The organism is Corynebacterium sp. HMSC077G07 (assembly GCF_001809225.1).
Lineage (GTDB): Bacteria > Actinomycetota > Actinomycetes > Mycobacteriales > Mycobacteriaceae > Corynebacterium > Corynebacterium jeikeium_D.
In genome coordinates, this window is sequence record NZ_KV796524.1 from 81,555 (window position 1) to 106,321 (window position 24,767).

The window sequence follows — 24,767 nt, forward strand, 5'->3', positions numbered from 1 at the left end:
TGACTACCTTTTCTTAAAAATCTCAATCGACTATATCTTCACACTGTACGTGCGATTACCCCTCGAAGGCGTAAGGACTCGACGCGACGACCGACCCATCCTTCAGAGTGTTAATCTCAAAATCCCCAAAAGCAACAGGAGCACAGCGCTGCAGCTCCCGCAGGCAAGCCACTGCCAACTCCCGAATTTCAGCATCGGCATGCTCAGTCGCACGCATCGAAATGAAGTGGCGCCAAGACCGGAAATTACCAGTAACCACGATTCGAGTTTCGGTGGCATTGGGCAAAACCGCCCGGGCTGCCTGGCGTGCCTGCTTTCGCCGCAAGATAGCGTTGGGCTCGTCGGCCCACTTCTCTTCCAGTGCGTCTAATAACTCACCATAGGCGAAACGGGACTGATCAACCGCGCTTTCGAAAACTCGCAACAGATCCGGGTCCTCCGCAATTGCGGGAGGAACCACAACATTGTTGGAACTGGCCGGCACAAACCGCTGCGACAACTGCGAAAAGGAAAAGTGGCGGTGCCGTGTGAGTTCATGTGCACACGAGCGCGACAGCCCACGAACATAGATGCTTGCACTTGCGTGTTCAAAAAGTGAGGTGTGGCCTACCTCAAGCACATGTCGCAGATATCCCCTATTCGTCGCCGTTCGTGGATTGGGCTTGTCCCACGTTTCATAACAAGCCCTGCCGGAGAACTCAATCAATGCTTCCCCACCATCGGCATCGCTATCAAAGTCGATGTCCTCCGGCGGGAAGAAGTTGGTCGCGGCGATTAGCTGCGCCTTGAGAGTGACATTTTCAGACATTTTCAGTTAACTCCCGGCCATTAAAGTCCCAGGAACGGCTCCAGTCCCACAATCAGGCCCGGAAAATCCTCAATCTTGCGCACACCCAGCAGAACGCCTGGTACGAAGCTGGTGCGCGAGTAGGAGTCCTGCTTGATGGTGAGCGACTGCCCTTCTGCACCGAAGATAACGGTCTCGTGAGCCACCGAACCGGTCATACGGACTGCGTGCACCGGAATGCCCTCGACCTCAGCACCGCGAGCACCATCGAGAGTTTGCTCAGTGGCGTCCGGCTGCTCCCCCATGCCGGCTTCCTTGCGAGCACGAGCAATAGCCTCAGCAGTGTGGATAGCGGTGCCCGAGGGTGCATCCTTCTTAAAAGGGTGGTGCATTTCGATAACTTCAGCGGAATCGAAGTACGGAGCGGCTAGCTCCGCCATCTTCGTCGTCAGTACCGCGGAGATTGCGAAGTTCGGTGCAATAAGAACATTGGCCTCACCGGCGGCGTCGTCAAGCCAGCGCTGCACCTGATCGAGGCGCTCCTTGGTAAAGCCCGTAGTACCCACGACGGCGTTGATGCCATTCTTAATGCAGAACTCAAGATTGCCCATCACAGCGTCGGGCTGAGTAAAGTCAACAATGGTCTGCACACCAGCGGTGACAAGTTCATTCAGGTCATCGCCAGAGTCGAGACCCGCTGCCAGCTCCAAATCGTCGGCGGCTTCAACTGCCTCGCAGATGGTGGACCCTACCTTGCCCTTGGCGCCAAGTACGCCGACCTTGATATTGCTCACAGCTATTGTCCTTTCCCAACGAGTTTATCTTTCTCCCTTACCTTAGAATGTGTTGGCCAACTTGTGTGCCAATGCCCCCGTCCGCTTTGCCTTTTGTCGACTTACGACGGGGTTTTTGTTGCGCTAAGATTCCATGTCTTCGACAATTACCTATTTCTGTACCGATATATAGAAAGAGACTTCAATTGGTTTCTGAATCTGAAGATTCCGAACTCAGCCCAAGTTCGGAGGCACCACAGGCCGATGCGCCCAAAAGTGCTTATATGGCCATTTACGTGCTACTAGCTGCGGCATTCATGGCTATCTTGAACGAGACGGTCATGAGCGTCGCAATTCCCGTCGTCAAGGCGGACCTCGGAATCAGCGCAGCTACCGCAGGCTGGCTGACAACATCGTTCCTACTGACCATGGCAGTTGTCATTCCGGTCACTGGATTTCTCATTTCGGCAGTGCCGTTCCGCATTCTTTTCGCGGTCAGTCAAGGACTATTCGTCGTGGGCACTCTCATCGGTGCTTTCGCGCCAAACTTCGCGATCGTTCTGCTCGCACGCATTGTCCAAGCGTCCGGTACCGCAGTGCTGCTGCCGCTGCTGATGACCACGGTGCTCAACGTAGTACCGGAGCATGAGCGCGGGCGCATGATGGGACGAATGAGCGTGGTCATCGCTGTCGCGCCTGCTATCGGACCGACCATCTCCGGTCTCATTCTGGAGATTGCCAATAACAATTGGCATGCGCTTTTCGACACGATGTTGCCGCTCGGCCTAATTGTGCTGGTAGTGGGTGTCATTCTCGTTCCCAATATTGAGGAAAACTCCGCGAAGTCCATCGATATCCTCTCGGTGTTCCTCAGTGCCGGCGCATTCGGTCCGCTGGTGTACGCGCTGAGCCGCGTGGGCGCAGAGTTTTCGCTTATCGACGGAATCCTGTGCGCAGTCGGCATCGTGCTGTTGGTGTTCTTCATCATGCGCCAGCGCCGTTTGGCACCGCACAACCGAGCTCTGCTGGATCTTCGAACCTTCCGCACAAAGAGCTTTAGGCTGTCCACAATCATTCTGACCATTGGTTTCATGCTGATGTTCGGTGTGATCATCATTTTGCCGCTCTACCTCAATCTGCGAGGTGTCGACGTCAAGACTATTGGTTTGATTGTGATGCCTGGTCCACTGGTTATGGGCCTTATGGGACCGGCTGTCGGCCGGCTCTTTGACAGCTATGGTCCGCGCCCACTGGCAATTCCCGGCTCCATTGTCCTTGCCCTCGGTCTTTTCGGGCTCGGCTTCATCTCAGCATCGACTCCGCTATGGTGGATTGTCGCCTGCCACATCGTCCTTGAGATTGGCCTGGGGCTGCTGTTTACTCCGCTGTTCACATTCGGTCTTGGTGATCTTCCGAAGCGCCTCTACCCGGATGGCTCAGCAATCATGAACACGCTACAGCAGGTTGCCGGCGCTGTCGGTACCGCACTGTTTGTGGCGCTGTCAGCTGTTATTGCCACTGGCCTGTCCGGCACTGGTGCAGCAGCTCCTGCCGCCGACGACTTGATTCGTGGCTATAGCATTGCGATGTTTACCGCCGCGGGATTTGCCGTGGTGCTAATCTTCCTCACCACGCTGCTCAAGCCGCAGCGGAAGAAGATTGCATTGCAGTAGCCCCCCCAAGACCGGGGGGGTAATACCGCCTAAACTAGGCGGCTTGCTCCCGGCCCGGGATTTCCATTGAGGGGGCTGCACTCTTCTGCGCTGGGAAAACTATTTTCCGCCCGTTTCCGCGCGCAGTCCCATGGCAAGAGTTGTTGTCTCTCCAGCCTGAACTCGCAGCAAACCGGTACCGGAGCGTAGCGCATCCGGCGGACATGTCATTGGCTCCACCGCAATCGCATTCCCGTGCCCAGGAAATCCTTCTCGTCGTCCGGCGTCCGCAACATAGACCTGGAAAAACCTGAATTCATCATCGGCCCAGAGCACAGCACCCTTGCCATTTGGCCCAACCAAATGCGCTTCACGACGGCGCGGTGAGTCACTCCCCGCTGTCTCCTCGGCAGCAAAGAAGCAGTGATCCAGCCACAGTCCATCCAGGGATACTCCCTCTCGAAGGCTGGGAACCACCGTCTCGGCTGGCACCGCTGGGCCGGCGGGCAAGTTTCGAATTGGCTCCAGTGGCAGGTTTTTATCAACGGGCAACCGCAGTGTGCAACTGCCGAAGTCAGCGCCCAACGCGCTTAAATAGGGATGCCAGCCCAGACCAAACGGGCACTCCCTATCGCTGCGATTATGCACTGTGAACTCCGCCGATAGGCCATCTGAGGCTGTGACTTGCCAACGCACGGTCAGACCGAGTTCCCAAGGCCAGCCCGGCTGCGGCTCAACTTCCACGCCCAAGGTGACGCTGCTGTCATCAGAATCGACCACAGACCAAACGCGATCTGCAACAAACCCGTGAATAGCATTCGCCCGGGACGGCTCCGAAATATCTAGCCGATGTACTTCCCCATCAAAGATGAATACTCCGTCAGCGACCCTGTTCGGCCACGGAGCCAGGAGCGTACCTGCGGACAACGGTGGATTGAACCCTTTGGGATAGTCAGTCAGCAGTGGCAGGCCACAGTACTCCAGTGATCTCGGACCACCACCGAACTGGGAAATACTTGCGACATAGTCACCGGCCGCAATGTCAATGAATTCATGATCGTGCGCGACAAGTTGCATGCGCAAATCACCTTCCACGTGGGTTCGAAAATTAATCCGTTCGAAACCCGAGATTAACCCAAAACAAAAGCGCGGTTAGGTCAATTTGTGACCTAACCGCGCCCTCGCTACTCGCGTTGTCGGAGGCTACCTACAGCACATCCTCCGTCGTCAAGCATTAGTTGTCTTCGACCGGAACCAGCGAGATCTTGCCGCGGTTGTCGATATCAGCGATTTCGACCTGAATCTTGTCGCCGACATTGATGACATCCTCGACCTTCTCGATGCGCTTGTCGCCACCGAGCTTGGAGATGTGAATCAGACCGTCACGGCCCGGAGTCAGGGAGACGAAAGCACCGAAAGCGACAGTCTTCACGACAGTGCCCAGGTAGCGTTCGCCGACCTTCGGCAACTGCGGGTTAGCAATCGCATTAATCTGCTCGATTGCAGCGTCCGCGGCCTTACCGGAAGTTGCCGAGACAAATACGGTGCCGTCGTCCTCGATAGAGATATCAGCACCGGTTTCCTCGGTGATGCCGTTGATGGTCTTGCCCTTCGGACCGATGAGCTCACCGATCTTCGAAGCCGGAACCTTAACGGTGGTGATCTTCGGAGCGAGACCACTCATCTCGTCCGGAGACTCGATGACCTCAGCCATGGTGGACAGGATGGCCAGACGTGCATCACGAGCCTGGGACAGAGCATCGGCCAGAACCTTCGACGGAATACCGTCGAGCTTGGTGTCCAGCTGCAGTGCGGTAATGAAGTCCGCAGTACCAGCGACCTTGAAGTCCATGTCACCGAATGCGTCTTCGGCACCGAGAATATCGGTCAGTGCGACGAAGCGGTTTTCACCGTCAACCTCGCCGGAAACCAGGCCCATGGCGATACCGGCAACCGGAGCCTTCAGCGGCACACCGGCGTTGTACAGCGACAGAGTCGAAGCACAGACCGAGCCCATGGAGGTCGAACCATTGGATCCAAGAGCCTCGGAGACCTGGCGAATGGTGTACGGGAATTCCTCGCGGGACGGCACGACCGGCAGCAGAGCGCGCTCAGCCAGTGCCCCGTGACCAATCTCGCGGCGCTTCGGAGAGCCAACACGACCGGTCTCGCCGGTGGAGTACGGCGGGAAGTTGTAGTGGTGGATGTAGCGCTTGGAGGTAACAGGAGTCAGCGAGTCAATCTGCTGCTCCATCTTCAGCATGTCCAAAGTGGTGACACCCAGAATCTGGGTCTCGCCGCGCTCAAACAGCGAAGAGCCGTGGGCACGCGGAATCAGACCGACCTCAACGCCCAGGTCACGAATGTCGGTGACACCACGACCATCGATGCGGAAGCCCTCAGCCAGAATCTTCTCACGGACAATCTGCTTCATCACTGCGTTGTATGCAGCGCGAATCTGCTTAGATGCAGCTTGCTCGTCGACATCATCGGAGACGAAGCGCTCCAGCAGCTGCCCCTCGACGTCCTCCATGTACTCATTGGTGGCGTCATCTCGTTCCTGCTTACCCGGGATGGTGAGCAGCTTGACCAGCTTCTTAGCGGACTTCTTCTCGACTGCGTCAAAAATCTCATCGCTGTATGCCGGGAACAGCGGGAACTCCTGCGTTTCCTTCGCTGCGCGCTCAGCCAGACCCTTCTGTGCCTCACACAGAACCTTGATGTGCGGCTTTGCTGCCTCGAGGCCAGCGGCGACGATGTCCTCGGTCGGCGCCGGTGCACCGTCAGCAATACGCTTGACGACGGTCTCCCCTGCTCCGGCCTCCACCATCATGATGGCGACATCTTCGACGTTCTTGCCGCGACGCTTGCGGGTGACGATACGGCCAGCGACGACCATCTCGAACAGAGCCTGCTCGTGCTGCTCCTCGGTCGGGAAAGCGACCCATGCACCCTCTGGGTGCTTGTCATCAGCAACGAGCGCGATGCGGACGCCACCGACAGCGCCGGAAACCGGCAGCCCGGAAAGCTGAGTTGCAGCTGACGCGCCGTTGATTGCGACAACGTCATAACGGTCCTTCGGATCCCAGGACATGACGGTGACGACAACCTGTACCTCGTTGCGAAGGCCCTTGACGAAGGTCGGACGCAGCGGACGGTCAATCAGACGACATGCCAGGATGGCGTCGGTGGACGGGCGGCCCTCACGGCGGAAGAACGAACCCGGAATCTTGCCCGCGGCGTACATACGCTCTTCAACGTCGACGGTCAGCGGAAAGAAATCAAAGCCCTCGCGGGGCTGGTTGGAAGCGGTGACGGTGGACAGGAGCATGGTCTCCTCGTCCAAGTAGGTGGTCACCGAACCATCGGCCTGACGAGCCAGCTGGCCCGTTTCAAAGCGAATGGTGCGGGTGCCGAAATCACCATTGTCGATGGTGGCAACGGCCTCGGTAATACCGAAATCCTCATCAAAGAAAAATTCAACAGCCTTGCTGTTGGCCATAGGTTTCTTACTCCTAGAAATAGCGGCGATCATCGATGTCGCCTGTAAAAGATCGAATGAACTTCGTTTGCGTCACGCATTCTACCAGCTAACGCGGAAAGTTCTCGTATTGGACGGATCGGAGATCTCTCACTGCATCTGGGTTCTTGCACCTACGCGGGGTTCTAGGAGTTTGCGGGGCGGGGGCACTTATCGATGACTTTTCTTGACTCATCGATGGTTTACCGTGTCTTATCGACGAATTACCGTGTCTTATCGATGGGGCCCCGGCACTTATGCGCACGCTTTCGATCACCCCCTCCACATGTCGATGAGGGATTCACTTGTGGCCACGCTACAGCGCATCGATGAGTGAATACCACAACGACAAGTGAACAAAAAAGACCCGCCGTGAGCTTCCATCCAATGGAAACCCAAACGGCGAGTCTAAAAAGCTTAAAAGCCTTGAATTAACAGAGCAACTTACACCAATGAAGCTCTGACAAACAAGACATTAGGGAGAACCTTAGCGACGCAGACCCAGGCGCTCGATCAGCTTACGGTAGCGCTCAACGTCGTTGTCCTGCAGGTACTGCAGCAGGCCCTTGCGGCGACCGACCAGCAGCAGCAGACCACGACGAGAATGGTGATCGTGCTTGTGGAACTTCAGGTGCTCGGTCAGCTGACGAATACGTGCGGTCAGCAGTGCAACCTGAGCCTCCGGGGAACCGGTGTCGGTCTCGTGCAGGCCGAACTCCTTGAGAATCTCAGCCTTTTCTGCAGTGTTCAAAGCCATGTAAATCTAACTCCTTGAATCAAATTATGGTCGTTTTTTCAGTCCACATTCTCGGCTCTTCCGGAACCAAACAGCGTCTGGCAGCTGGTTCCCCGCAACTGCTTGTGGACCGCAGTCACAGCCGACGTTCTACTTTAACAGCTAATCGGTCTTAGCCAAAATGGCCTCGGTGTCTGCCACGTCCTGGTTCATCCGGTCAATGAGCTCCTCGACCGAGTCGAACTTCTCCATTCCGCGAATCCGGTCGACAAACTCAACCTGCCCGGCGGTGCCGTAGAGGTCCGCATGACGGTCAATCACGTAGGCCTCGACCGTTCGATCAGTGTCTCCAAAGGTCACATTAGTGCCCACCGACACGGCCGCTGGGTAGCGCACCCCAAACTCGATATCGCCCTTCGGGTCCGGCTCCGGGCGGGCTGCCGTCGGCTGAACCGTGAACCATGCCGCGTAGACACCATCAGCCGGGATTGCTAGGCCCTCAGCGAAGTCAATATTGGCGGTCGGAAAGCCCAGCTGCGCTCCCCCACGCCCCTGACCTGGAATAACATCACCATCGACACGGTAGAAGTACCCGAGACACGAGGCAGCTGCGGACACCGCACCGTCGGCAAGCAAACCGCGAATACGTGTCGACGAAACACGTTCGGTCGAGTCCGCGGCAGTGACGTCGAGGAGGTCGACGATGGTGACGTCGACCCCACACTTACGGCCGTGCTCCGGCATAGTCTCGGCGGTACCTGCGGCCTTCTGCCCATAGGTGAAGTTCTGGCCAACGAAGACGGCCTGTGCATTCAGTTTGTCGCGGACAACGGTGCGTACAAAATCTTCAGCGGGGATACTGGAGAAGTTCTTGTCGAAAGGCACGACGAGCATGGCATCGATTCCCTCCGCCTCTGCCAGCTCGGCACGACGGGAAACGGTGGACAGCGCCGGCGGCACCTTATCCGGGGCAAACAGCGCTACGGGATTGGGGTCGAAAGTCATCAACAGCGATTTCACGCCACGAGCGCGAGCGTCACTGACCGCAGCAGCTATCAGGCGCTTATGCCCAAGATGAATACCATCGAACACTCCGATGGTTACGACCGTGTCCCCCAGGTCTTCGGGTGCATTGTCCAAGCCATACCAAATCTCCACAGAGAGCCAGTGTAACTGGTCACCGTTTAACACACCGCATATAGCGCAACATAGGATTGCGTCTATGACCGACTTCGATCCGATTGCAGACTCCGGCATTGTCATCGTCGACAAGCCCCAAGGCTGGACAAGCCACGATGTAGTGGGCAAACTCCGTCGCATCTTCCGCACCAAGAAGGTCGGCCACTCCGGTACCCTCGACCCAATGGCCACCGGTGTGCTCGTCCTCGGCATCGGCCGCGGCACCCGTTTCCTGCCACATGTCCACGCCGACACGAAGTCCTACCAAGCCACCATTCGACTCGGCGCTGCCACGCTTACCGACGACGCCGAGGGCGAGTTGCTCTCCGAATCCTCGGCGGCATCGGTGACTGATGAAATGGTTCGAGCGGAAATTGCGAAGTTCACCGGCACAATCATGCAAAAACCCGCGGCGGTATCAGCGGTGAAGATTGACGGTGTCCGCGCCTACGAGCGCATCCGCCGTGGTGAGAAGGTCGATATCCCTGCGCGCCCAGTGACAATCACCCGCTATGAGGCTCTGGACATCCGCCACGACTCCGATCCTTCGCGCCCCGGGGAGTGCATCGATATCGACGTGGAGGTCGACTGCTCTGCCGGCACTTTCATCCGCGCCCTAGCTCGTGACTTGGGGGATGCACTGAGAGTCGGTGGTCATCTCACTGCTCTGCGGCGTACTGCCGCCGGCGTTTTCACTATTGATGAGGCGTTGACTATCGACGAGCTCACGGCGAAGGCCGAGCAGTTCGACACCGCCCATCCAGAAATTGCGGAGATGCGACGCCCAGTCCCGGAGCGCGCCGCTTCCTTGCTGCCGATGAGTCTGGACGAGGCCTGCCTGCGTTGCTTTGATACCCGCGAAATTACTGAACAGCAGGCGGCTGATTTGGCTCAGGGCAAGTGGCTGGAGCCGATCGGAAAACCTGGAGTCTATGCGGCGGTGTCACCAACGGGAAAGGTTCCGGCGCTACTCACAGAATCTGGCAAACGGGCTAAGACGGTCTTCGTGGTGCGCCCGGCCACGCTATGACTACCTCTCAAGGATTTTAAGACTGCTCGAGCCACACCGCGGTTGCAACGATGCCTGCACCGCGAGCCCAGAAGCCCTTTACTCCGCGGAAGGCGCCGGGAATCTCACGGTGAAACGTTAGCTGTAAAGGTCCCCCTGTGAGTCCTCGGGAAAAACCTCGCGCTGCTATCCGTTTCTTCCTCGGTTGCACGGAGACTTCGTCGAAGTCCAGCCACTGCCCGACTATCGGCTCCCAGAGTTTGTACATTGATTCCTTGGCGCTAAATTGCACCAGCGGGTCAAGGCGTGCTTCGTCAGTGAGCAAGACTGCATCGATGATTCCTAACTCTAGAGTCTGCTCGACCTCGACATCGATGCCAATCCCCTGCAGCTGTTCAGCGCTCGCGGACACGGCTGCCACGGCCCTGCCGCAGTGGCTAATTGACCCCACGATCCCTTGTGGCCACAGCGGCGCTCCGGTGGCCGACATGCCAATCCCATGTGGGGCAGACTCTCCTAGCCGTTGCACCGCCTCATGCGCAGCGAGGCGCCCTCGGGTGAAATCACGGATTCGAGCAGGTGCTGCACTATCAGACAGCCTCAACTCAGCAGTACGGAGCTGCTGCAATTCCGCATCACTAAACGGACGCTCGGCATTGGAGTCAATAACCAGCCGGCTACCGGCGGGCAAATGCCTGGCCAGGTACTCCTGGACGTCGGCAAGCACACTCATGAGCTGATGCCGTACCATTTCTCTCCACGGAAACGGGTAGCGACAAAGATGAGTCGCAGAATCATGAAGGCCAAGAGACCGCACCACACGCCGGTCAGCCCCCAGCCAAATGCCTGCGCCAGCCAGACCGGTGGGAGGAATCCGCACAGGACCGCGCTAACGGTGGCGTTACGGAGGAAGGCTGCGTCGCCGGCGCCGAGCAACACGCCATCGAGCGCGAAGACGACACCGCCAATAGGAATCATTGCGACGAGAATCCACCATGGTCCAGCGGTGACTGCGTCAATCACGCCTGTGGCGTCGGTAAAAATGCGGACGATACTGGCATTACCTACTGCGAAAACAGCCGCTAGGCCGAGGGCAATGACGCTTGACCAGACAGTCACGCGCTTGCCAGTCCAGCGGGCAACGGCCGTGGAGCTACCGCCCAACGCTGCACCGACGAGCGTCTGTGCAGCAATCGCTAGCGAGTCGAGCACCAACGAAATCAGGTTCCACAGTTGCAGCATGACCTGGTGCCCACCGAGCGTGGTCGGCCCAACGCGGCCAGCAACCGCTGCGGCGGAGAGGAACGCTACCTGGAAGGACAAGGAGCGAACGATGAGATCGCGGCCGAGGACCAGCTGGCTTTTGATAATGGCGCCATTCGGGCGCATGGAAAGCTTGCGGCTAGAGCACTCTTTGAAAAGACTGCGGAGGAACAGTCCGCCGGTAATCAATTCGCCGAAGAGAACGGCCAGCGCAGAGCCCTCGAGACCGAAGGCGCGGACCAGCGGCACAATCACAATGGCGGCCGGAACAAGGCCTGAGAGCACAAATAGCAGCGGCGCGCGGGTGTTTTGGATACCGCGCAACCAACCATTTCCAGCCTGCGCAATCAACGTCAGCGGAATGGCGAAGGCAGCAACTCGCAACCACTGCCCGGCATCATGAGCGACCTCCGGATGAGGAGCTAACCAACCGGTAAATACTGGTGCCAACCCCACGATGATGGCAAAGAGGCTAAGGCCCACAAAGATGGCGACCCACGTCGCTTGCAGTCCCTCTTCAACCGCCTCGTCCACGTTGCCCCTGCCAAAGGCTCGCGCTGATCGGGCGGTCGTGCCGTAAGCCAAGAAAGTAAGCTGCGTAGTTACCACAGAAAAAACCGTCGAACCAGCGGCAAGCGCCGCAAGCTGAACAGCTCCAAGCCGACCGATGACAGCCGTATCCAGCAGCACATAGAGTGCGGGCGCGGCAAGAACACCCAACGCTGGCAGCGCAAGCGAAACGATTGCGCGAAGGCTGACATCTGACTTCGCACTGTGCCCGGTTCGCTCTATGTCAGTGTGCTCAATCTCAGTGTGCTCCTGAGTTTCTCGCGAGTCCGACAATCCCCTAGGCCTCGCTCGTGCCTCGGCGTGCCTGGACTGCGACATCGCTGGTGTCCAGGATGGCCTGCAGCAGCTCATCCTTGCTGCACTCCCGAGTCAGACCGGCGGCACGCTCGTGGCCACCGCCGCCAATTTCCAGGGCGACCTGGGAGACATCGACAAGCTCGCGAGAACGCAGCGAGACTGCCCACTGGCCTGGCTCATACTCCTTAAGTACAGCACAGACGTCGGCCGCATTAGTCGTACGAACAATGTCCACGACCGATTCAATCTCATCGTGGCCAACTTCGGCGGTCTGGTCGTGCTCAATGACGACGTGGATTAGGCCAGCGCCGTCGCCCCACTCGGGCACCAATGTCGCGGTGGAAAGCACCTTGCCCAGGAATGGAAGGTAGGCAAACGGATGTTCTTCCAGCAGCTGTGCACCAATCGTGCGCGGATTGAGCCCCTTATCCAGCAGGCGCGCCGCTGCAGTGTGCATGCGGGAATGGCCGAACTGGAACGATGCGGTGTCCGTCAACAGCCCTGCATAGAGAGCATGAGCCATCGGCGTGGTCAGCTTGATACCCCAGACACCAAAGAAGTCCAGGAGCACCATGGTCGAGGACTCTGCGCGTTCGTCAACCATGTTGACGGACCCAAAGCGAGTGTTGGTCGCGTGATGGTCAACATTGATAACGCGGTCGGAGGCCATCACGCGATCTTCCAGCGCACCGAGGCGCCCCGGGCTTGCGCAGTCGACAGTCACCCACGTGTCAATGTCTTCATCCAAGTCCGTGTACTCGACAAATCGCTCCCATCCGGGGATGGTCAGCAGCGACTTGGCTGGCAAATCGCTCTCACCGTAGCTGGCTACAGCCGAAATGCCACGCTGTACAAGTGCCATGACCATCGCAGATGCAGCACCAATCGCATCCGCATCGGGGTGAACATGGGCAATGACGCCGACCTTCTTGGCGTCGGCAAGCATATCCTGCATCTGCTGAATCGGCTTGGACATGCGGCGATTAATCGCCTGGGAAAGCTGGTGAGCTGCCTGCTCCTGAGCCTGCGGAGAAGTGGTCACGTGGGTGCCCCTTTCATCGATAGATGTGGCCGGTGGAGAGTTTTACTCCTCGTCGCGGTATGGGTTGGCATCGCCTGCGGGCTTTGCGTTTCTAGCCTGCTCAGCCAATTCCGCGTCGCGCGCGCGAGTCTTATCGAGCAGCTCCTCAAGGTGCGCGGAAATCTCCGGCACCGTGTCAACCTCAAAAGCCAGCGTCGGTGTGTAGCGCACACCGGTGCCACGACCGACCAGGGAACGTAGCTGCCCCTTCGCCTTTTCCAGCGCTGCTGCTGCCGACTCGTAGTCCGGTTCCTCGTCGAGCGTACGTCCGCGCACAGTGTAGAAAACTGTGGCGTCGTGCAAATCGCCGGTGACGCGGCAGTCGGTGATAGTCACAAACTCCAGCCGCCGGTCCTTAATCTCACGCTCAATTGCGCTAGCGACAATCTCCTGAATACGCTTGGACAGCCTGCGCGCGCGTGCTGGATCTGCCATTTTTGGCTACTCCCTATCTATCTCTACCTGTGCGTAACGATTCGTAGCTAGACCCCATTTAGCGTGGGGCCTGAAGTGCCCCTTCGCTGACAAAGACCCATTTGGGATCCGGCAAAACGGTTCAATACAAAGGACTGCTAATACTAACACGCAAAACACTACTCAACTTCGAACCGCATGTTTCGCGACTTCGCCCACACCCGTTTACCGAGTGCAGTCAATTGCTTCGCCGCACGCTCGCCCTTTGTTACTAACCCATTAATCATCACGACAACACTGCCACCACCATCGATGTCATCGACGGCATGGGGAGTCGCTACTACGGAATTGCGCAGCTGAAACGCAGCCTACCCGTACGCTCTTAACGGCGCTCCACGAAGTTGTACATAGGTAACCCATTAACATGAGAGCAGTCAGGCAGTGAATCCATCACACTGTCCTGCAATGGTGTTTCTCCCTCGATGCCGAAAATCCATTTAACCGCAGCATTGCCTAAATCCAGCGGATGGAAAAGGTAACTTACCTCACCATTTTTATCCTTGGGCGCCGCGCTGCCATGGGTTTGTTCCCATTCAGCCACATCCGTCGGATGTAGTACCTCGACGTGTTCACCGTTAGCGAACGGTACCTCGAAATCCAACAGTCGTCCAGAGCTGAAAAACCGCTGCATGTCAAAATCATAGTCTTCGCAGCTTGCTGCTAATTCCCTGGTAGGAGTCTTGTAGTGGCAGAAATCGACAACACTATTGATGCACAGTGACCAACTCTCGCGAGGATCGTTCGCCAACGCTGGGTCCTCAATAAGGTCGTATACGTCGTCGGTCCCGAAAAGCAGCGTTGGCCCAAACGCTACCGCGTGGAAGTACCAATTATGACCATCCTCAATGGTTTCTTCGGAATCAAAGGCGAATTTCCCTGGCCAAATCTTGTCCAATTGCGCAAGAGTCTCCTCTGCGCTCGCAGGAGGATAATTCAAAATATTCGTTCGCGGCAGTTCATCTGAGAGTGCAAAGAGATTAGTTTTGAAGCCCATAACGATCACGATACGCAAAAAGGCGCTCCCCGAAGGGAGCGCCTTATCAAAGTTCACGCAGTGTTTAGCTTACGTCGCTACGTGCGCGGAACCTCGACCATCTCGTAGACCTCGATAACGTCGTCGACCTGGATGTCCGGGTAGGACAGCACCATACCGCACTCGTAACCGGCTGCGACCTCGGTGGCATCGTCCTTCTCTCGCTTCAGCGACTCGATAGTCGCCGAATCCGTAATGACGTTGCCGTCACGAACCAGGCGAGCCTTCGCGTTGCGGCGGACCTTTCCGGACTCGACCATACAGCCGGCGATGAGGCCAACTGCGGAGGACTTGAAGATGGCGCGAATCTCTGCACGACCAATCTCCTTCTCCTCGTAGACCGGCTTGAGCATGCCCTTCAGAGCAGCCTCGACATCCTCGATAGCACGGTAGATCACCGTGTAGTAGCGGATGTCAACGCCCTCAGCATTGGCAACCTCGGTGGCCTTGCCCTCGGAGCGAACGTTGAAGCCGATGATGACGGCGTCAGACGCAGCAGCCAGCGTGACGTTGGTCTGCGTGACAGCACCGACACCACGGTCGATGATGTTCAGAGCGACCTCGTCGTCGACCTCGATCTTGAGCAGGGCTTCTTCCAGTGCCTCGACGGTACCGGCGTTGTCGCCCTTCAGGATCAGGTTGAGGGTGTTGGTCTCCTTCAGAATCTCGTCCAAGTTCTCCAGGGAGACGCGCTTGCGACGACGTGCTTGCAGCGCATTACGACGACGTGCGTCGCGGCGGTCTGCAATCTGGCGGGCCGTACGATCCTCGTCAACAACCAGGAGGTTGTCACCAGCACCCGGTACGGAGGTCAGGCCGAGCACCTGAACCGGACGGGAAGGACCAGCCTCATCGACGTCGTTGCCGTACTCATCGACCATGCGGCGAACACGACCATATGCGTCACCGACAACGATGGAATCACCGACGCGCAACGTACCGCGCTGAACGATAACGGTTGCCACCGGACCACGGCCACGGTCAAGATGAGCCTCAATGGCGACACCCTGAGCGTCCATATCCGGATTGGCGCGCAGATCCAGCGAAGCATCGGCAGTCAACAGCACTGCTTCGAGAAGCTGATCGATGTTGAGACCTTGCTTAGCGGAGATATCGACGAACATAGTGTCGCCGCCCCACTCTTCGTCAGTGAGACCGTATTCAGTCAGCTGACCACGAATCTTCTGCGGATCTGCAGTTTCTTTATCGATCTTGTTGACTGCAACGACAATCGGCACATCAGCGGCCTTGGCGTGGTTAATAGCCTCAACCGTCTGCGGCATGACGCCGTCATCAGCTGCAACAACCAGAATCGCGATATCGGTCGACTTGGCACCACGAGCACGCATGGCGGTAAACGCCTCGTGACCCGGGGTATCCAAGAAGGTAACCTTGCGCTTCTCACCGTCGAGCTCCACCGGCACCTGGTAGGCACCGATGTGCTGGGTAATACCACCGGACTCGTGGCCACCGACGTTGGCCTTACGAATCGTGTCCAACAGGCGCGTCTTACCGTGGTCGACGTGACCCATCACAGTTACCACTGGCGGGCGCTGCTCCAGGTCCTCATCGTCGCCCTCGTCCTCACCGAACTGGAGGTCGAAGGACTCGAGGAGCTCGCGGTCCTCATCCTCAGGCGAGACGACCTGGACCTTGTAATCCATCTCGTCGCCGAGCAGCTGCAGGGTCTCGTCGGAGACCGATGCAGTTGCCGTCACCATTTCGCCGAGGTTGAACAACGCCTGGACCAGCGATGCTGCATCGGCGTTAATCTTCTCAGCGAAGTCAGACAGGGATGCACCACGTGCGAGGCGAATGGTCGTGCCCTTACCGTTGGGCAGCTTAACGCCGCCTACCACGGATGGTGCCTGCATTGCCTCGTACTCGTTGCGCTTCTGACGCTTCGACTTACGTCCGCGACGCGGGGCGCCTCCTGGTCGCCCGAATGCACCTGCAGTTCCACCGCGACGTCCGCCGCGACCACCGCGCGGTCCGCCACCCGGGCCACCCGGGCCGCGACCACGGCCGCCGAAGCCACCGCCACCGCCACCGCGGCTTGCCTTTGCAGGCATCTGCCCCGGGTTCGGGTGCGAAGGCATCATTGCCGGAGTCGGACGATTGCCGCTCGGCTTATTACCGCGGCCCTGTCCACCCTGCGGGCGAGGGCCACCCTGGCGTGCTCCCGGTTTCGGGCCCGGACGGCCGTTTCCACCCTGCGGACGAGGGCCACCCTGGCGTGCTCCCGGTTTCGGGCCCGGACGGCCGTTTCCACCCTGCGGACGCGGCATGTTGGACGGCCGCGGTGCCGGACGGGAGGATCCGCCGGTCGAGAATGGGTTGTTCGCCACACGCGGTGCGCGTGCGCCTGGCTTCGGCCCTGGCTTCGGGCCAGCAGGCTTCGGCGGGCGTGGCATTTCTTGTCCCGGCTTCGGCGAACGGGACGGTGCAGCTGGCTTGGCACCCGGCTTTGCCGCCGCTGGTGCAGCAGGCTTAGCGCCTGGCTTAGCTGCTGGCTTGGCACCCGGCTTTGCCGCCGCTGGTGCAGCAGGCTTAGCGCCTGGTTTTGCAGCTGGCTTGGCACCCGACTTAGCAGCAGCCTTGGTAGTTGGGGCCTGGGCAGACGCGTCAGCACCTGCGCCAGCATTCTTCTCTTCGTAGACCTTCTTCATCTTCCTGACGACGGGTGGTTCCACCGTCGAAGAAGCGGTCTTAACAAACTCGCCCTGAGCCTTCAGCTCGGCGAGTAGTTCTTTGCTGGTGACCCCGAGCTGCTTAGCGAGCTCATGGACACGTAGCTTTCCGGACACTGCTCTCCTCACTAGTGGGGGCCGAGCAGCGCCCGATGGCGGATTTGTCCGCGCACCGAGAGCGCCTGCAGGGCTCCCTCTTATCTATTGCCGTTCATCGCTGATGCTTCATCGTGTGCTCATCAGTGTTCAGGTCTTTCTGTTGTCATTTTTCCTGCCTCCCTGCTTAGCGACACGCACATCGTCAGCGGGGGCGAAACCCTCCGCCGCTTCGTAGTGCGTGGCGATAAACTGTTTAACCGGAAACGCATCTACCTGCGTAGATACCTTCAGTGCGCGGCCAAATGCACGGCGCTTGTCGGCGATCTCCCAAGCCTTTAGTGTTGGGGTGATCCAGGCACCTCGCCCCTGCATCCGACGATGCGGATCAGCAACGACGGCTACTGAGCCATCTGAACGGGTGGTGGCGACAATGCGTAGCAGCTCCGAGCAATTGTGGCGCTGCTTAGTTGCAATACAGGTACGTGTGGGTGCAGGCGTATGAGTTGTCGAATTCGGGTTTAGCACCCGCGAAGTCGTCATACTCCTGACGCACCCACCTTCCTGCTAAGAAATTCAGCGCGAAAATTCGCATAGGAAAATCACGCCTTGTCGTTTGGCCACCTCCCAGCATAACCCGAAAAGGCGGAAAAGTGCCAACCCCCTAGGCACTTTCCCGCCACTTTCGCAACCGCTGGGACGCTGACGTTGTGTCTACTCCGCGTCGGAGTGGATATCGATTCGCCAGCCGGTCAGACGAGCCGCCAGACGGGCATTCTGTCCCTCCTTGCCGATAGCAAGAGAGAGCTGGTAGTCGGGCACCACAACGTGTGCACGGCGCTCGTCCATGTCCAGAATCTTGACACTAACTACCTTGGCGGGCGCCAGCGAGTTACCAACGAACTTCGCCGGATCCTCGTCGTAGTCGATGATGTCAATCTTCTCGCCCTTGAGCTCATTCATAATCGAGTTCACACGCTGACCGCGGGGCCCAATGCAGGCGCCCTTAGCGTTGAGGCCCTTGACCGTGGGGCGTACAGCAACCTTGGTGCGGTGACCGGCCTCGCGCGCAATGGAAATCAATTCCACTGCCCCATCGGCAACTTCCGGAACTTCAAGTTCGAAGAGCTTACGAATGAGCTCCGGATGCGTGCGTGACAGGTGAATCGCAACACCGCGCGGTGTCTTGTTCACACCGACGACGTAGCACTTGATGCGGTCACCGTGCTTGAGTTCCTCACCTGGCAGCTGCTCAGCCGGCATCAGAATACCGTCTCGGCCGTTGGCCTCCGAACCGATGTGGACGACGACAATGCCCTTTTCATTGGCATAGACATCGCGCTGGACCACGCCGGAAATGACCTGATTAGACAGGTCTGCGTATTCGTCGAGAACCTTATCGCTCTCCGCATCCCGCAGACGCGAAAGGATGGTCTGACGAACAGCGAATGCAGCGGTACGCTCGAAGTCCTCCGGAGTGTCGTCCCATTCGGAGATGAGATTGCCCTCGTCGTCTCGCTCCTGGGCAAAGACTATGACGTCACCGGTCTCACGGTCGATTTCGACGCGCGCATACTGTGCCGGTGCGGTGGTGTTACGGTAGCTTTCACGCAATGCTCGGGCGACCAGTCCCAGCATTTCGTCGACAGGAATACCCTTTTCCTTTTCCAAGGTTCGCAGGGCAGCTAGTTCAATCTTCACTTGTTATCCTCCAGCCTGGTCAAGGCATCGTCATAGTCTAGTCCCGCAAAATCCTTCTCGGCTGCGGGCGGATTAGAGAATTCAACTTGTACCACTGCACGGGCCACATTGGTTAATTGGACACGCTGGCCAACAGCCTTCAAACGTCCCTTTGGCCCCTTAGAGGTAACGAGAATGATGGATTCTTCATCCGGCGACAGCGCACCAATGCGGGCTGCAATCGCGGAACCGTCGGCAAGCGAAATCTCCGCAATACGACCACGGTTACGACGCCAGTGCCGAGGCTGAGTCAGCGGTGCGTCAATACCAGGAGTGGAAACTTCCAAGGTGTAGCCCTGAGCGCCGAAGTCCGCTTCACCACGTGCCTCCGCGGCATCCAGAGCCGAAGATACTTCATGCGTGGCTTGTTCCAGAACATCGAGGTCAGGACGCTCATCTGCGTCAACCAACACAATGACCTGTGACTTTGCGCCGGCGCGAACGACCTTGACATCTTCCACATCCAGGCCGATTTGTGCGAGCGCCGGGCTCACAAACTGTTCAATTTTCTCGGGTGCGGGTATCGCCATAGTCGTAGAGTCTACAGGTCAAGTACTAGGAATTGCGCACCTGGGCACTTTCCCGCACCGCGTTGACACAAAGTGCCGCCCGCCGTGGCACCATAGTGAGGTGATTGTTGAACCTCCCGCCCCCAGTTTTGCTTCCGCATCGCATCGCACTCGTACTCTCTCGCGCCGTGGCTTCCTCGCTGCTGCCCTCGCCGTGGGATCACTTCCTGCGCTTTCCGCGTGCTCGCATCTGGTGGCACCGCGCCCCGATTACGCCATTGAGGTTCTCCATGCGCTGGCGGCGCGCGATGCACAGTCGCTTAGCGACGCCAATCCTAACCTCGCAGCTGTGCGCTCCGCGCAGGTAACCGAACTGGATAAGGAAATCACACGCGCCTGCGGTACCCACAAGGACGGTAAACCTGTCGATGAATGTGGCTCGGACGTAGCAGTCCCAGGATCCCTGGTTACCGGTTCCGATGCGAAATTACTGCTCACGGACTCGCGAAACAATCCCGTACTGACGAATGCCCTGGATTCACGCACTGCATTGCGGGAGGAGCACACTGCGCGCCTCGCCACGGCTGTCGATGGCGGTATCGTCCTCGCTCTGCGTGTTGCGGGCGCTGAGTGGGAGGAGCTTGTCCCATTGATTCCCAGTGACAGGGATGAAATCTCGGGTGCCGAAGAACAGATGACTAAGGCACTGCAAGCCGAATACATGATGATCTACGGTGTCGGCGTAGCCGCACCACGTGTCGGAGGCGATACCACTACTGCTCTTTTGGCTCGTGGCGAGCGCCACCGTATTTTGCGCGATCGTACCCGACTAATTTTGGAGGATTCCGACGTTGAGGTGCCGGAGAGCGCACCTGGCTATATGCCGGAAGGCGCTCCTTCGCCAGATACGGCACCCGTCGATTACATGATTGCATTGGAGCGCTATTGTGCCCAGGCGTGGGAAGACGTATTGCTCGCTGCTAATAACCCTCGGATGCGTATGTTCGCACTGCAGGCAGCTGGCGTGGCTGCCGCCGGAGCGGCAGCGCTAGGTGGCAACAACTTGGAGCCGTTGCCCGGGCTCTAAGCCTTGCGAACCAGCTCCGCGACGTGAGCTGCAATGCCGTCAGCGGCGACCTCGTCGGTCTCGTTGGTCAGGCGGTTACGCAGCTCCACCTTGCCGTCCGCGTAGCCACGGCCAAAGATGACCACAAACGGCATACCCAGCAGCTCGGCGTCCTTGAACTTCACACCGGGGCTGACCTTCGGACGGTCGTCGAAAAGCACCTCAATGCCCTGCTGGCTGAGGTCTTCCGCCAGCTGTTCAGCGGCCTCAGCTGCTTCGGCGTTCTTGCCGGCCACAGCGATGTGAACCTTGTACGGTGCTGCGGCAACTGGCCACTTGAGGCCTTTTTCATCCAACTGCTGTTCTGCGAGGACAGCGACCAGGCGGGATACGCCAATGCCGTAGGACCCCATCGTCGGACGAGCACGCTTACCGTTGACATCGAGGATGTCGATTTCAAAGGCGTTGGTGTACTTGCGGCCCAACTGGAAAATGTGACCGATCTCGATTCCGCGCTCGATCTTTAGCGTGCCATGCCCCTCCGGAGCCGGGTCGCCGTCACGCACCTCTGCGACATCGCAAATACCGTCAATCTGGAAGTCGCGACCAGCGACCACATCGACGATGTGCTTGCCTTCCTCGTTGGCTCCTGTAATCCAATTAGTGCCCTCCGCCACGCGGGGGTCAGCAAGGACCTTCACACCGCGATCGGCGAGCCCCTGCGGGCCGACGTAGCCCTTGATCAGGAAGTCATTGGCTGCGAAGTCCTTGTCCTCCAGCAAGCGCGCCTCACCCGGTTCAAATGCGACTTCAAGACGCTTTTCATCGACCTCACGGTCACCGGGAACCAGGATTGCGGTGAGCTGTTCCGGCAGGGCGTTGCCCTCCTTATCGACCTTCTTCGGGTCGACGGCGACGAGAACGCACTTCAAAGTATCGGCAGCAGTGACCTCGCGTCCGAGGTCCGCACCATTGGCCCAATCAACAAGCGCTGCGATTGTGGTGCAGTTCGGAGACTCGTAAACCTTCGCCTCCGGTTGTCCCTCAATCGGCTGCGGTTCGACTGCCGGAATCTTCACGGCTTCCACATTGGCGGCGTACTCACCGTCGGTGGAGACTACGAAGGAGTCTTCGCCACTTTCGCTAACAGCCAGGAACTCCTCGGAGGCCGAACCGCCCATAGCACCGGAGGTGGCGTGGCAGATTTCGTACTTAATGCCCAACCGGTCAAAAATTCGCTGGTAGGCACCGCGGTGCTGCTGATAAGAATTCTCCAGCCCCTCGTCGTCCATGTCGAAGGAATAAGAGTCCTTCATCACGAACTCGCGGCCACGCAGAATACCTGCACGCGGGCGAGCCTCGTCGCGGTACTTGGTCTGAATCTGAAACAGCGTCGTCGGGAAATCCTTGTAGGAGCTTAAAAGATCCTTGACAGCCAGCGCGAACATCTCTTCGTGCGTCGGCCCCAGCAGGTAGTCCGCGCCCTTGCGATCCTTCAGACGGAACAGCTCGGGGCCGTATTCGGTCCACCGATTCGTCGCCTCGTACGGTTCACGCGGGAGCAGTGCAGGGAATGCCAGCTCCTGTGCGCCAATGCCTTCCATCTCCTCGCGCACAACCTTCTCTACGTTGCGCAGAACCTTCAAGCCCAGTGGCAGCCAGGAGTACACACCAGGGGCAGTTCGCCGGATGTAGCCGGCACGGACGAGCAGCTTGTGGCTAGGGACCTCGGCGTCAGCTGGATCCTCGCGCAGTGTGCGCAGGAACAGCTGGGACATTCGCGTAATCATGAATGCTGATTTTACCCGTCGATCATTCTTCGCAACATGCGGGGCATTACTATGGTGCCCATGCTCGTAGTCCTACCCCCATCTGAAACCAAAGCCACTGGTGGCAGCCATCCCGCAGTGGACTTTTCCTCGCTGAGCTTCGGCTCCCTCAACCCCATCCGCGAGCGCATTGCAGCCGATCTCGTGGAGTTAAGTGCGAACAGGGAAGCTGCGATGGAAACACTGAAGCTGGGACCACGGCTTGCTGACGAAGTCACAGCTAATGCCGCGCTCCTAGAGTCGCCGACCATGCCGGCTCTCGAGCGTTATACCGGGGTGCTCTACGACGCACTCTCCCCCAGCGATTTGCCGGAAACCGGCCGTGCTCGACTCGCCATCGGGTCAGCACTCTTCGGTGTCATTGGCGGAGACGACCTCATCCCCCACTACCGTCTCTCTGGCACGGTCAAGCTCCCCTTCGCGGATCAGCCTGCCGACGCAGCTCCGACGATGAAGCGCCGATGGGGCACCGCCATCACCGAGGCTCTCAAGGATGTCGACTTCCTCATCGACCTTCGTTCCGGCACCTACGCCAATTTGGGCAAAGTCAAGACCGCGACAACGATGACCGTGCTCACCGCCGAGGGCAAAATCGTCAGCCACTTCAACAAGCACTACAAGGGCCTATTTGCCCGCGCCATCGCCCTTTCCGACACGGCACCGACCTCCCCCACAGAGGCCGTCGACATCGCACGCGCCGCAGGATACGACGTCTCGCTTGACGACGACACCCTCATCTTCCGCGTCCCGGAAAACTAAATGTCGTCGTTGTAGCGCTTCCGGCCTGCCACAATGGCGGCAATGAGCGCGATGACAGCGATGAAAATGCTGTCGTATCGCGAGCCTTCTCCGCCGAGGAGAAGGAGGCGGAAGATGATCATGGCTCCGAGGTAGAACACCAGGAAGGTCGCAGCGCCCATCCAGATGGCGCTACGCAGCTGATCGTCGGCAAGCAGTCGGGTAACAAGCCCTGCCTTTTGCTGCTCTGGCTCACGCTTCCTCGACTTGTTGTTCTTACTCATCGCCCTCATCCAGACCGGCGACTTCACCGATGACGATAACCGCGGGCGGCTTGATTGCCTCTTCGACCATTTTCTCGCCAAGCTCGCCGAGTGTGCAGCGTAGCGACCTCTGATTCGGCAGCGTGCCGTCCTGGATGACCGCAGCCGGAGTCTTCGGGCTGCGGCCGGCCTTCATCAGAGCCTCGGCAATCTTTGGCCCGTTCTTAACTCCCATAATGATGGCAATAGTGCCGTGCATCCGGCCCAGCGCATCCCAATTGACCAGCGATTTCCTGTGCCCCGGTGGGACGTGACCGGACACAACAGTGAATTCATGGTTGACGCCACGCATAGTAACTGGGATGCCAATCGTCCCCGGTACCGCCAGTGCTGAAGTAATACCCGGCACAACGCGAACCGGTACCCCAGCCTTCTGCAGCTCCTGAAGCTCTTCAAAACCGCGGCCGAAGATGTACGGATCGCCACCCTTGAGCCGGACCACAAAGTAGCCCTCACGGGCACGATGAACTAGCAGTTCATTGATGCGCTCCTGAGCCATGGCGCGGCCGTAAGGAAGCTTGCCGGCATCAATAATCTCGACATCCGGCTCCAAGTCACCGAGCAGCGACAGTGGACCGAGGTGGTCTGCAACGACAACGTCGGCAAGCCGGAGCAAGCGACGCCCCTCAACGGTAATCAGACCGGGGTCGCCCGGGCCACCGCCTACGAGTGCGACCTGACCAGCGAGGTCCCCAGCGCGCGACGCGCGACGGCCGGTCAGCGCCACAGGAGTAAGCGGGCTGGAAGCCCCGGTTTCATCGTCGACGAGAATACCTCGGCGGTGTCCCTCTAGAGTCACCTCACGCAACAACGCCTCGTCACAGCAGACCATGAGAGCCTTGCCCCAGCTCATCGCCTCGGTAAAACCGGTGCGGGTCAAAGTAATACGGCCGTCTGCAGCCCAGGCCTCAATCGCAGTTGTTACTTCCCCACCTTCACACACAGTGACATCAGCGCCAGAGTCCAACAGCCGAGGAATCACGCGCTCTGCAGCCGTGGAACCGCCAATCACCAACACACCGTAGTCTTTGAGAAGCAAACTCATAGCTAACACTTTACCCGGCGCACGAAGCGACAAAGCGACTGACGTTCCCCGGCGCACCCGCCGGATGAACATGCAGGTAACCGGCATGAATCCGCCCAGACTCGGAAACGAAGCCGTCGCGAACTGTTTCGCCTTGATATCCACGCCAACCCCAGGCTGGTTGCCACCCGGCCGCAGCAGCGACACTTGCGGTGTCATCGGTTAGGGCTGTCTTGTGGAACTCGTGACCGCGCACGCGCGTTCCTACCGGGCACAGCACAGAATCAGTCAGCGCCACAGCCTCCCGGTACCCCAGCTTCAACCGTGCCATGTGCGCTCGCCCCGGGATGATGCCACACATACGGCGCCCACCGAGAT

22 protein-coding genes and 1 pseudogene are annotated in these 24,767 nt (G+C 58.7%); 4 read left to right on the plus strand and 19 right to left on the minus strand.

Going from position 1 to position 24,767, the window contains the following annotated elements; genetic code table 11:
* Positions 1-55: 55 nt before the first annotated feature.
* Together thyX and dapB are read right to left on the minus strand one after the other, a co-directional pair.
* Positions 56-808 carry an FAD-dependent thymidylate synthase gene (gene thyX, locus HMPREF2562_RS02235; protein WP_016422599.1) on the minus strand — a complete coding sequence of 251 codons (753 nt, stop codon included), beginning with the start codon at positions 806-808 and terminating at the stop codon, positions 56-58.
* A 20-nt stretch (positions 809-828) separates the two neighbouring features.
* Complete coding sequence (gene dapB, locus HMPREF2562_RS02240; protein WP_070549550.1) at positions 829-1,581, minus strand: 4-hydroxy-tetrahydrodipicolinate reductase; 753 nt, start codon at positions 1,579-1,581, stop codon at positions 829-831.
* Between the two features lie 263 nt (positions 1,582-1,844).
* On the opposite strand from dapB, the gene HMPREF2562_RS02245 reads away from it, so the two are divergent.
* Positions 1,845-3,233 (plus strand): MDR family MFS transporter, encoded by a 1,389-nt coding sequence (locus HMPREF2562_RS02245; protein ID WP_224784239.1) that lies wholly within the window; start codon positions 1,845-1,847, stop codon positions 3,231-3,233.
* Between the two features lie 99 nt (positions 3,234-3,332).
* Here the strand turns inward: HMPREF2562_RS02245 and HMPREF2562_RS02250 are convergent, their stop codons facing one another.
* From HMPREF2562_RS02250 to HMPREF2562_RS02265, 4 genes are all read right to left on the minus strand, one after another.
* Complete coding sequence (locus tag HMPREF2562_RS02250) at positions 3,333-4,289, minus strand: aldose 1-epimerase family protein (protein WP_016422596.1); 957 nt, start codon at positions 4,287-4,289, stop codon at positions 3,333-3,335.
* 157 nt (positions 4,290-4,446) lie between these two features.
* The gene (locus HMPREF2562_RS02255; RefSeq protein ID WP_070549552.1) at positions 4,447-6,714 is read right to left on the minus strand and encodes a polyribonucleotide nucleotidyltransferase; all 2,268 of its coding nucleotides are present in this window, start codon (positions 6,712-6,714) and stop codon (positions 4,447-4,449) included.
* 505 nt (positions 6,715-7,219) lie between these two features.
* Positions 7,220-7,489, minus strand: a complete 270-nt coding sequence (gene rpsO, locus HMPREF2562_RS02260) for a 30S ribosomal protein S15 (protein ID WP_016422594.1) — start codon at positions 7,487-7,489, stop codon at positions 7,220-7,222.
* Positions 7,490-7,630: 141 nt separating this feature from the next.
* Entirely contained in the window at positions 7,631-8,626 is a 996-nt protein-coding gene (locus HMPREF2562_RS02265) for a bifunctional riboflavin kinase/FAD synthetase (RefSeq protein ID WP_048733519.1), read from the minus strand.
* 64 nt (positions 8,627-8,690) lie between these two features.
* On the opposite strand from HMPREF2562_RS02265, the gene truB reads away from it, so the two are divergent.
* Complete coding sequence (gene truB / locus HMPREF2562_RS02270) at positions 8,691-9,677, plus strand: tRNA pseudouridine(55) synthase TruB (protein WP_070549554.1); 987 nt, start codon at positions 8,691-8,693, stop codon at positions 9,675-9,677.
* A 16-nt stretch (positions 9,678-9,693) separates the two neighbouring features.
* Here the strand turns inward: truB and HMPREF2562_RS02275 are convergent, their stop codons facing one another.
* From HMPREF2562_RS02275 to rimP, 9 genes are all read right to left on the minus strand, one after another.
* Positions 9,694-10,407, minus strand: coding sequence for a 4'-phosphopantetheinyl transferase family protein (locus HMPREF2562_RS02275; protein WP_070549556.1), 714 nt, complete (start codon positions 10,405-10,407; stop codon positions 9,694-9,696).
* Positions 10,386-11,762: an MATE family efflux transporter gene (locus HMPREF2562_RS02280; protein ID WP_083295687.1), complete on the minus strand. Its 1,377-nt coding sequence runs from the start codon at positions 11,760-11,762 to the stop codon at positions 10,386-10,388. Before HMPREF2562_RS02280 ends, HMPREF2562_RS02275 begins: the two co-directional genes overlap by 22 nt.
* A 4-nt stretch (positions 11,763-11,766) precedes the next feature.
* Positions 11,767-12,828, minus strand: coding sequence for a DHH family phosphoesterase (locus tag HMPREF2562_RS02285; protein ID WP_070549559.1), 1,062 nt, complete (start codon positions 12,826-12,828; stop codon positions 11,767-11,769).
* 42 nt (positions 12,829-12,870) lie between these two features.
* Positions 12,871-13,302 (minus strand): 30S ribosome-binding factor RbfA, encoded by a 432-nt coding sequence (gene rbfA, locus HMPREF2562_RS02290; RefSeq protein ID WP_016422588.1) that lies wholly within the window; start codon positions 13,300-13,302, stop codon positions 12,871-12,873.
* Between the two features lie 361 nt (positions 13,303-13,663).
* Positions 13,664-14,344 (minus strand): hypothetical protein, encoded by a 681-nt coding sequence (locus HMPREF2562_RS02295; protein ID WP_246819319.1) that lies wholly within the window; start codon positions 14,342-14,344, stop codon positions 13,664-13,666.
* Positions 14,345-14,412: 68 nt separating this feature from the next.
* Positions 14,413-17,181: a translation initiation factor IF-2 gene (gene infB, locus HMPREF2562_RS02300; RefSeq protein ID WP_070549562.1), complete on the minus strand. Its 2,769-nt coding sequence runs from the start codon at positions 17,179-17,181 to the stop codon at positions 14,413-14,415.
* Between the two features lie 129 nt (positions 17,182-17,310).
* Complete coding sequence (locus tag HMPREF2562_RS02305) at positions 17,311-17,703, minus strand: YlxR family protein (protein ID WP_016422585.1); 393 nt, start codon at positions 17,701-17,703, stop codon at positions 17,311-17,313.
* A gap of 171 nt (positions 17,704-17,874) precedes the next feature.
* Positions 17,875-18,861 carry a transcription termination factor NusA gene (gene nusA / locus HMPREF2562_RS02310; protein WP_016422584.1) on the minus strand — a complete coding sequence of 329 codons (987 nt, stop codon included), beginning with the start codon at positions 18,859-18,861 and terminating at the stop codon, positions 17,875-17,877.
* Positions 18,858-19,430, minus strand: a complete 573-nt coding sequence (rimP, locus tag HMPREF2562_RS02315; protein WP_069358755.1) for a ribosome maturation factor RimP — start codon at positions 19,428-19,430, stop codon at positions 18,858-18,860. The genes nusA and rimP overlap by 4 nt, the downstream gene beginning before the upstream one ends.
* A 100-nt stretch (positions 19,431-19,530) precedes the next feature.
* Here rimP and HMPREF2562_RS02320 point away from each other — a divergent pair, with 100 nt between their 5' ends.
* Complete coding sequence (locus HMPREF2562_RS02320; protein ID WP_070549563.1) at positions 19,531-20,496, plus strand: DUF4439 domain-containing protein; 966 nt, start codon at positions 19,531-19,533, stop codon at positions 20,494-20,496.
* Here HMPREF2562_RS02320 and HMPREF2562_RS02325 read toward each other — a convergent pair.
* A complete protein-coding gene (locus tag HMPREF2562_RS02325; RefSeq protein WP_070549564.1) occupies positions 20,493-22,265 on the minus strand; it encodes a proline--tRNA ligase in 1,773 nt (590 codons plus the stop codon). The two genes, HMPREF2562_RS02320 and HMPREF2562_RS02325, sit on opposite strands and share 4 nt — an antisense overlap.
* 60 nt (positions 22,266-22,325) lie before the next feature.
* Between HMPREF2562_RS02325 and HMPREF2562_RS02330 the strand changes: the two genes are divergently transcribed.
* Complete coding sequence (locus HMPREF2562_RS02330; RefSeq protein ID WP_070549569.1) at positions 22,326-23,063, plus strand: YaaA family protein; 738 nt, start codon at positions 22,326-22,328, stop codon at positions 23,061-23,063.
* Here the strand turns inward: HMPREF2562_RS02330 and HMPREF2562_RS02335 are convergent.
* The 3 genes and pseudogenes from HMPREF2562_RS02335 to HMPREF2562_RS10695 form a co-directional block, all read right to left on the minus strand.
* The gene (locus HMPREF2562_RS02335) at positions 23,060-23,326 is read right to left on the minus strand and encodes a hypothetical protein (protein ID WP_246819318.1); all 267 of its coding nucleotides are present in this window, start codon (positions 23,324-23,326) and stop codon (positions 23,060-23,062) included. The two genes, HMPREF2562_RS02330 and HMPREF2562_RS02335, sit on opposite strands and share 4 nt — an antisense overlap.
* Positions 23,319-24,410 (minus strand): uroporphyrinogen-III C-methyltransferase, encoded by a 1,092-nt coding sequence (gene cobA / locus HMPREF2562_RS02340; protein WP_049170808.1) that lies wholly within the window; start codon positions 24,408-24,410, stop codon positions 23,319-23,321. Before cobA ends, HMPREF2562_RS02335 begins: the two co-directional genes overlap by 8 nt.
* Before the next feature lie 10 nt (positions 24,411-24,420).
* Positions 24,421-24,767 (minus strand): annotated as a pseudogene (locus HMPREF2562_RS10695) (cobyrinate a,c-diamide synthase); the annotation flags it as partial.

Bases quoted from the DNA above. Each gene is read 5' to 3' on its own strand.
- truB (WP_070549554.1), top strand. From the start codon at position 8,691: ATGACCGACTTCGATCCGATTGCAGACTCCGGCATTGTCATCGTCGAC.
- rbfA (WP_016422588.1), bottom strand. From the start codon at position 13,302: ATGGCAGATCCAGCACGCGCGCGCAGGCTGTCCAAGCGTATTCAGGAG.
- HMPREF2562_RS02325 (WP_070549564.1), bottom strand. From the start codon at position 22,265: ATGATTACGCGAATGTCCCAGCTGTTCCTGCGCACACTGCGCGAGGAT.
- thyX (WP_016422599.1), bottom strand. From the start codon at position 808: ATGTCTGAAAATGTCACTCTCAAGGCGCAGCTAATCGCCGCGACCAAC.
- HMPREF2562_RS02250 (WP_016422596.1), bottom strand. From the start codon at position 4,289: ATGCAACTTGTCGCGCACGATCATGAATTCATTGACATTGCGGCCGGT.
- HMPREF2562_RS02245 (WP_224784239.1), top strand. From the start codon at position 1,845: ATGGCCATTTACGTGCTACTAGCTGCGGCATTCATGGCTATCTTGAAC.
- rpsO (WP_016422594.1), bottom strand. From the start codon at position 7,489: ATGGCTTTGAACACTGCAGAAAAGGCTGAGATTCTCAAGGAGTTCGGC.
- HMPREF2562_RS02255 (WP_070549552.1), bottom strand. From the start codon at position 6,714: ATGGCCAACAGCAAGGCTGTTGAATTTTTCTTTGATGAGGATTTCGGT.
- HMPREF2562_RS02275 (WP_070549556.1), bottom strand. From the start codon at position 10,407: ATGGTACGGCATCAGCTCATGAGTGTGCTTGCCGACGTCCAGGAGTAC.
- rimP (WP_069358755.1), bottom strand. From the start codon at position 19,430: ATGGCGATACCCGCACCCGAGAAAATTGAACAGTTTGTGAGCCCGGCG.
- HMPREF2562_RS02335 (WP_246819318.1), bottom strand. From the start codon at position 23,326: ATGAGTAAGAACAACAAGTCGAGGAAGCGTGAGCCAGAGCAGCAAAAG.
- cobA (WP_049170808.1), bottom strand. From the start codon at position 24,410: ATGAGTTTGCTTCTCAAAGACTACGGTGTGTTGGTGATTGGCGGTTCC.
- HMPREF2562_RS02330 (WP_070549569.1), top strand. From the start codon at position 22,326: ATGCTCGTAGTCCTACCCCCATCTGAAACCAAAGCCACTGGTGGCAGC.
- HMPREF2562_RS02305 (WP_016422585.1), bottom strand. From the start codon at position 17,703: ATGACGACTTCGCGGGTGCTAAACCCGAATTCGACAACTCATACGCCT.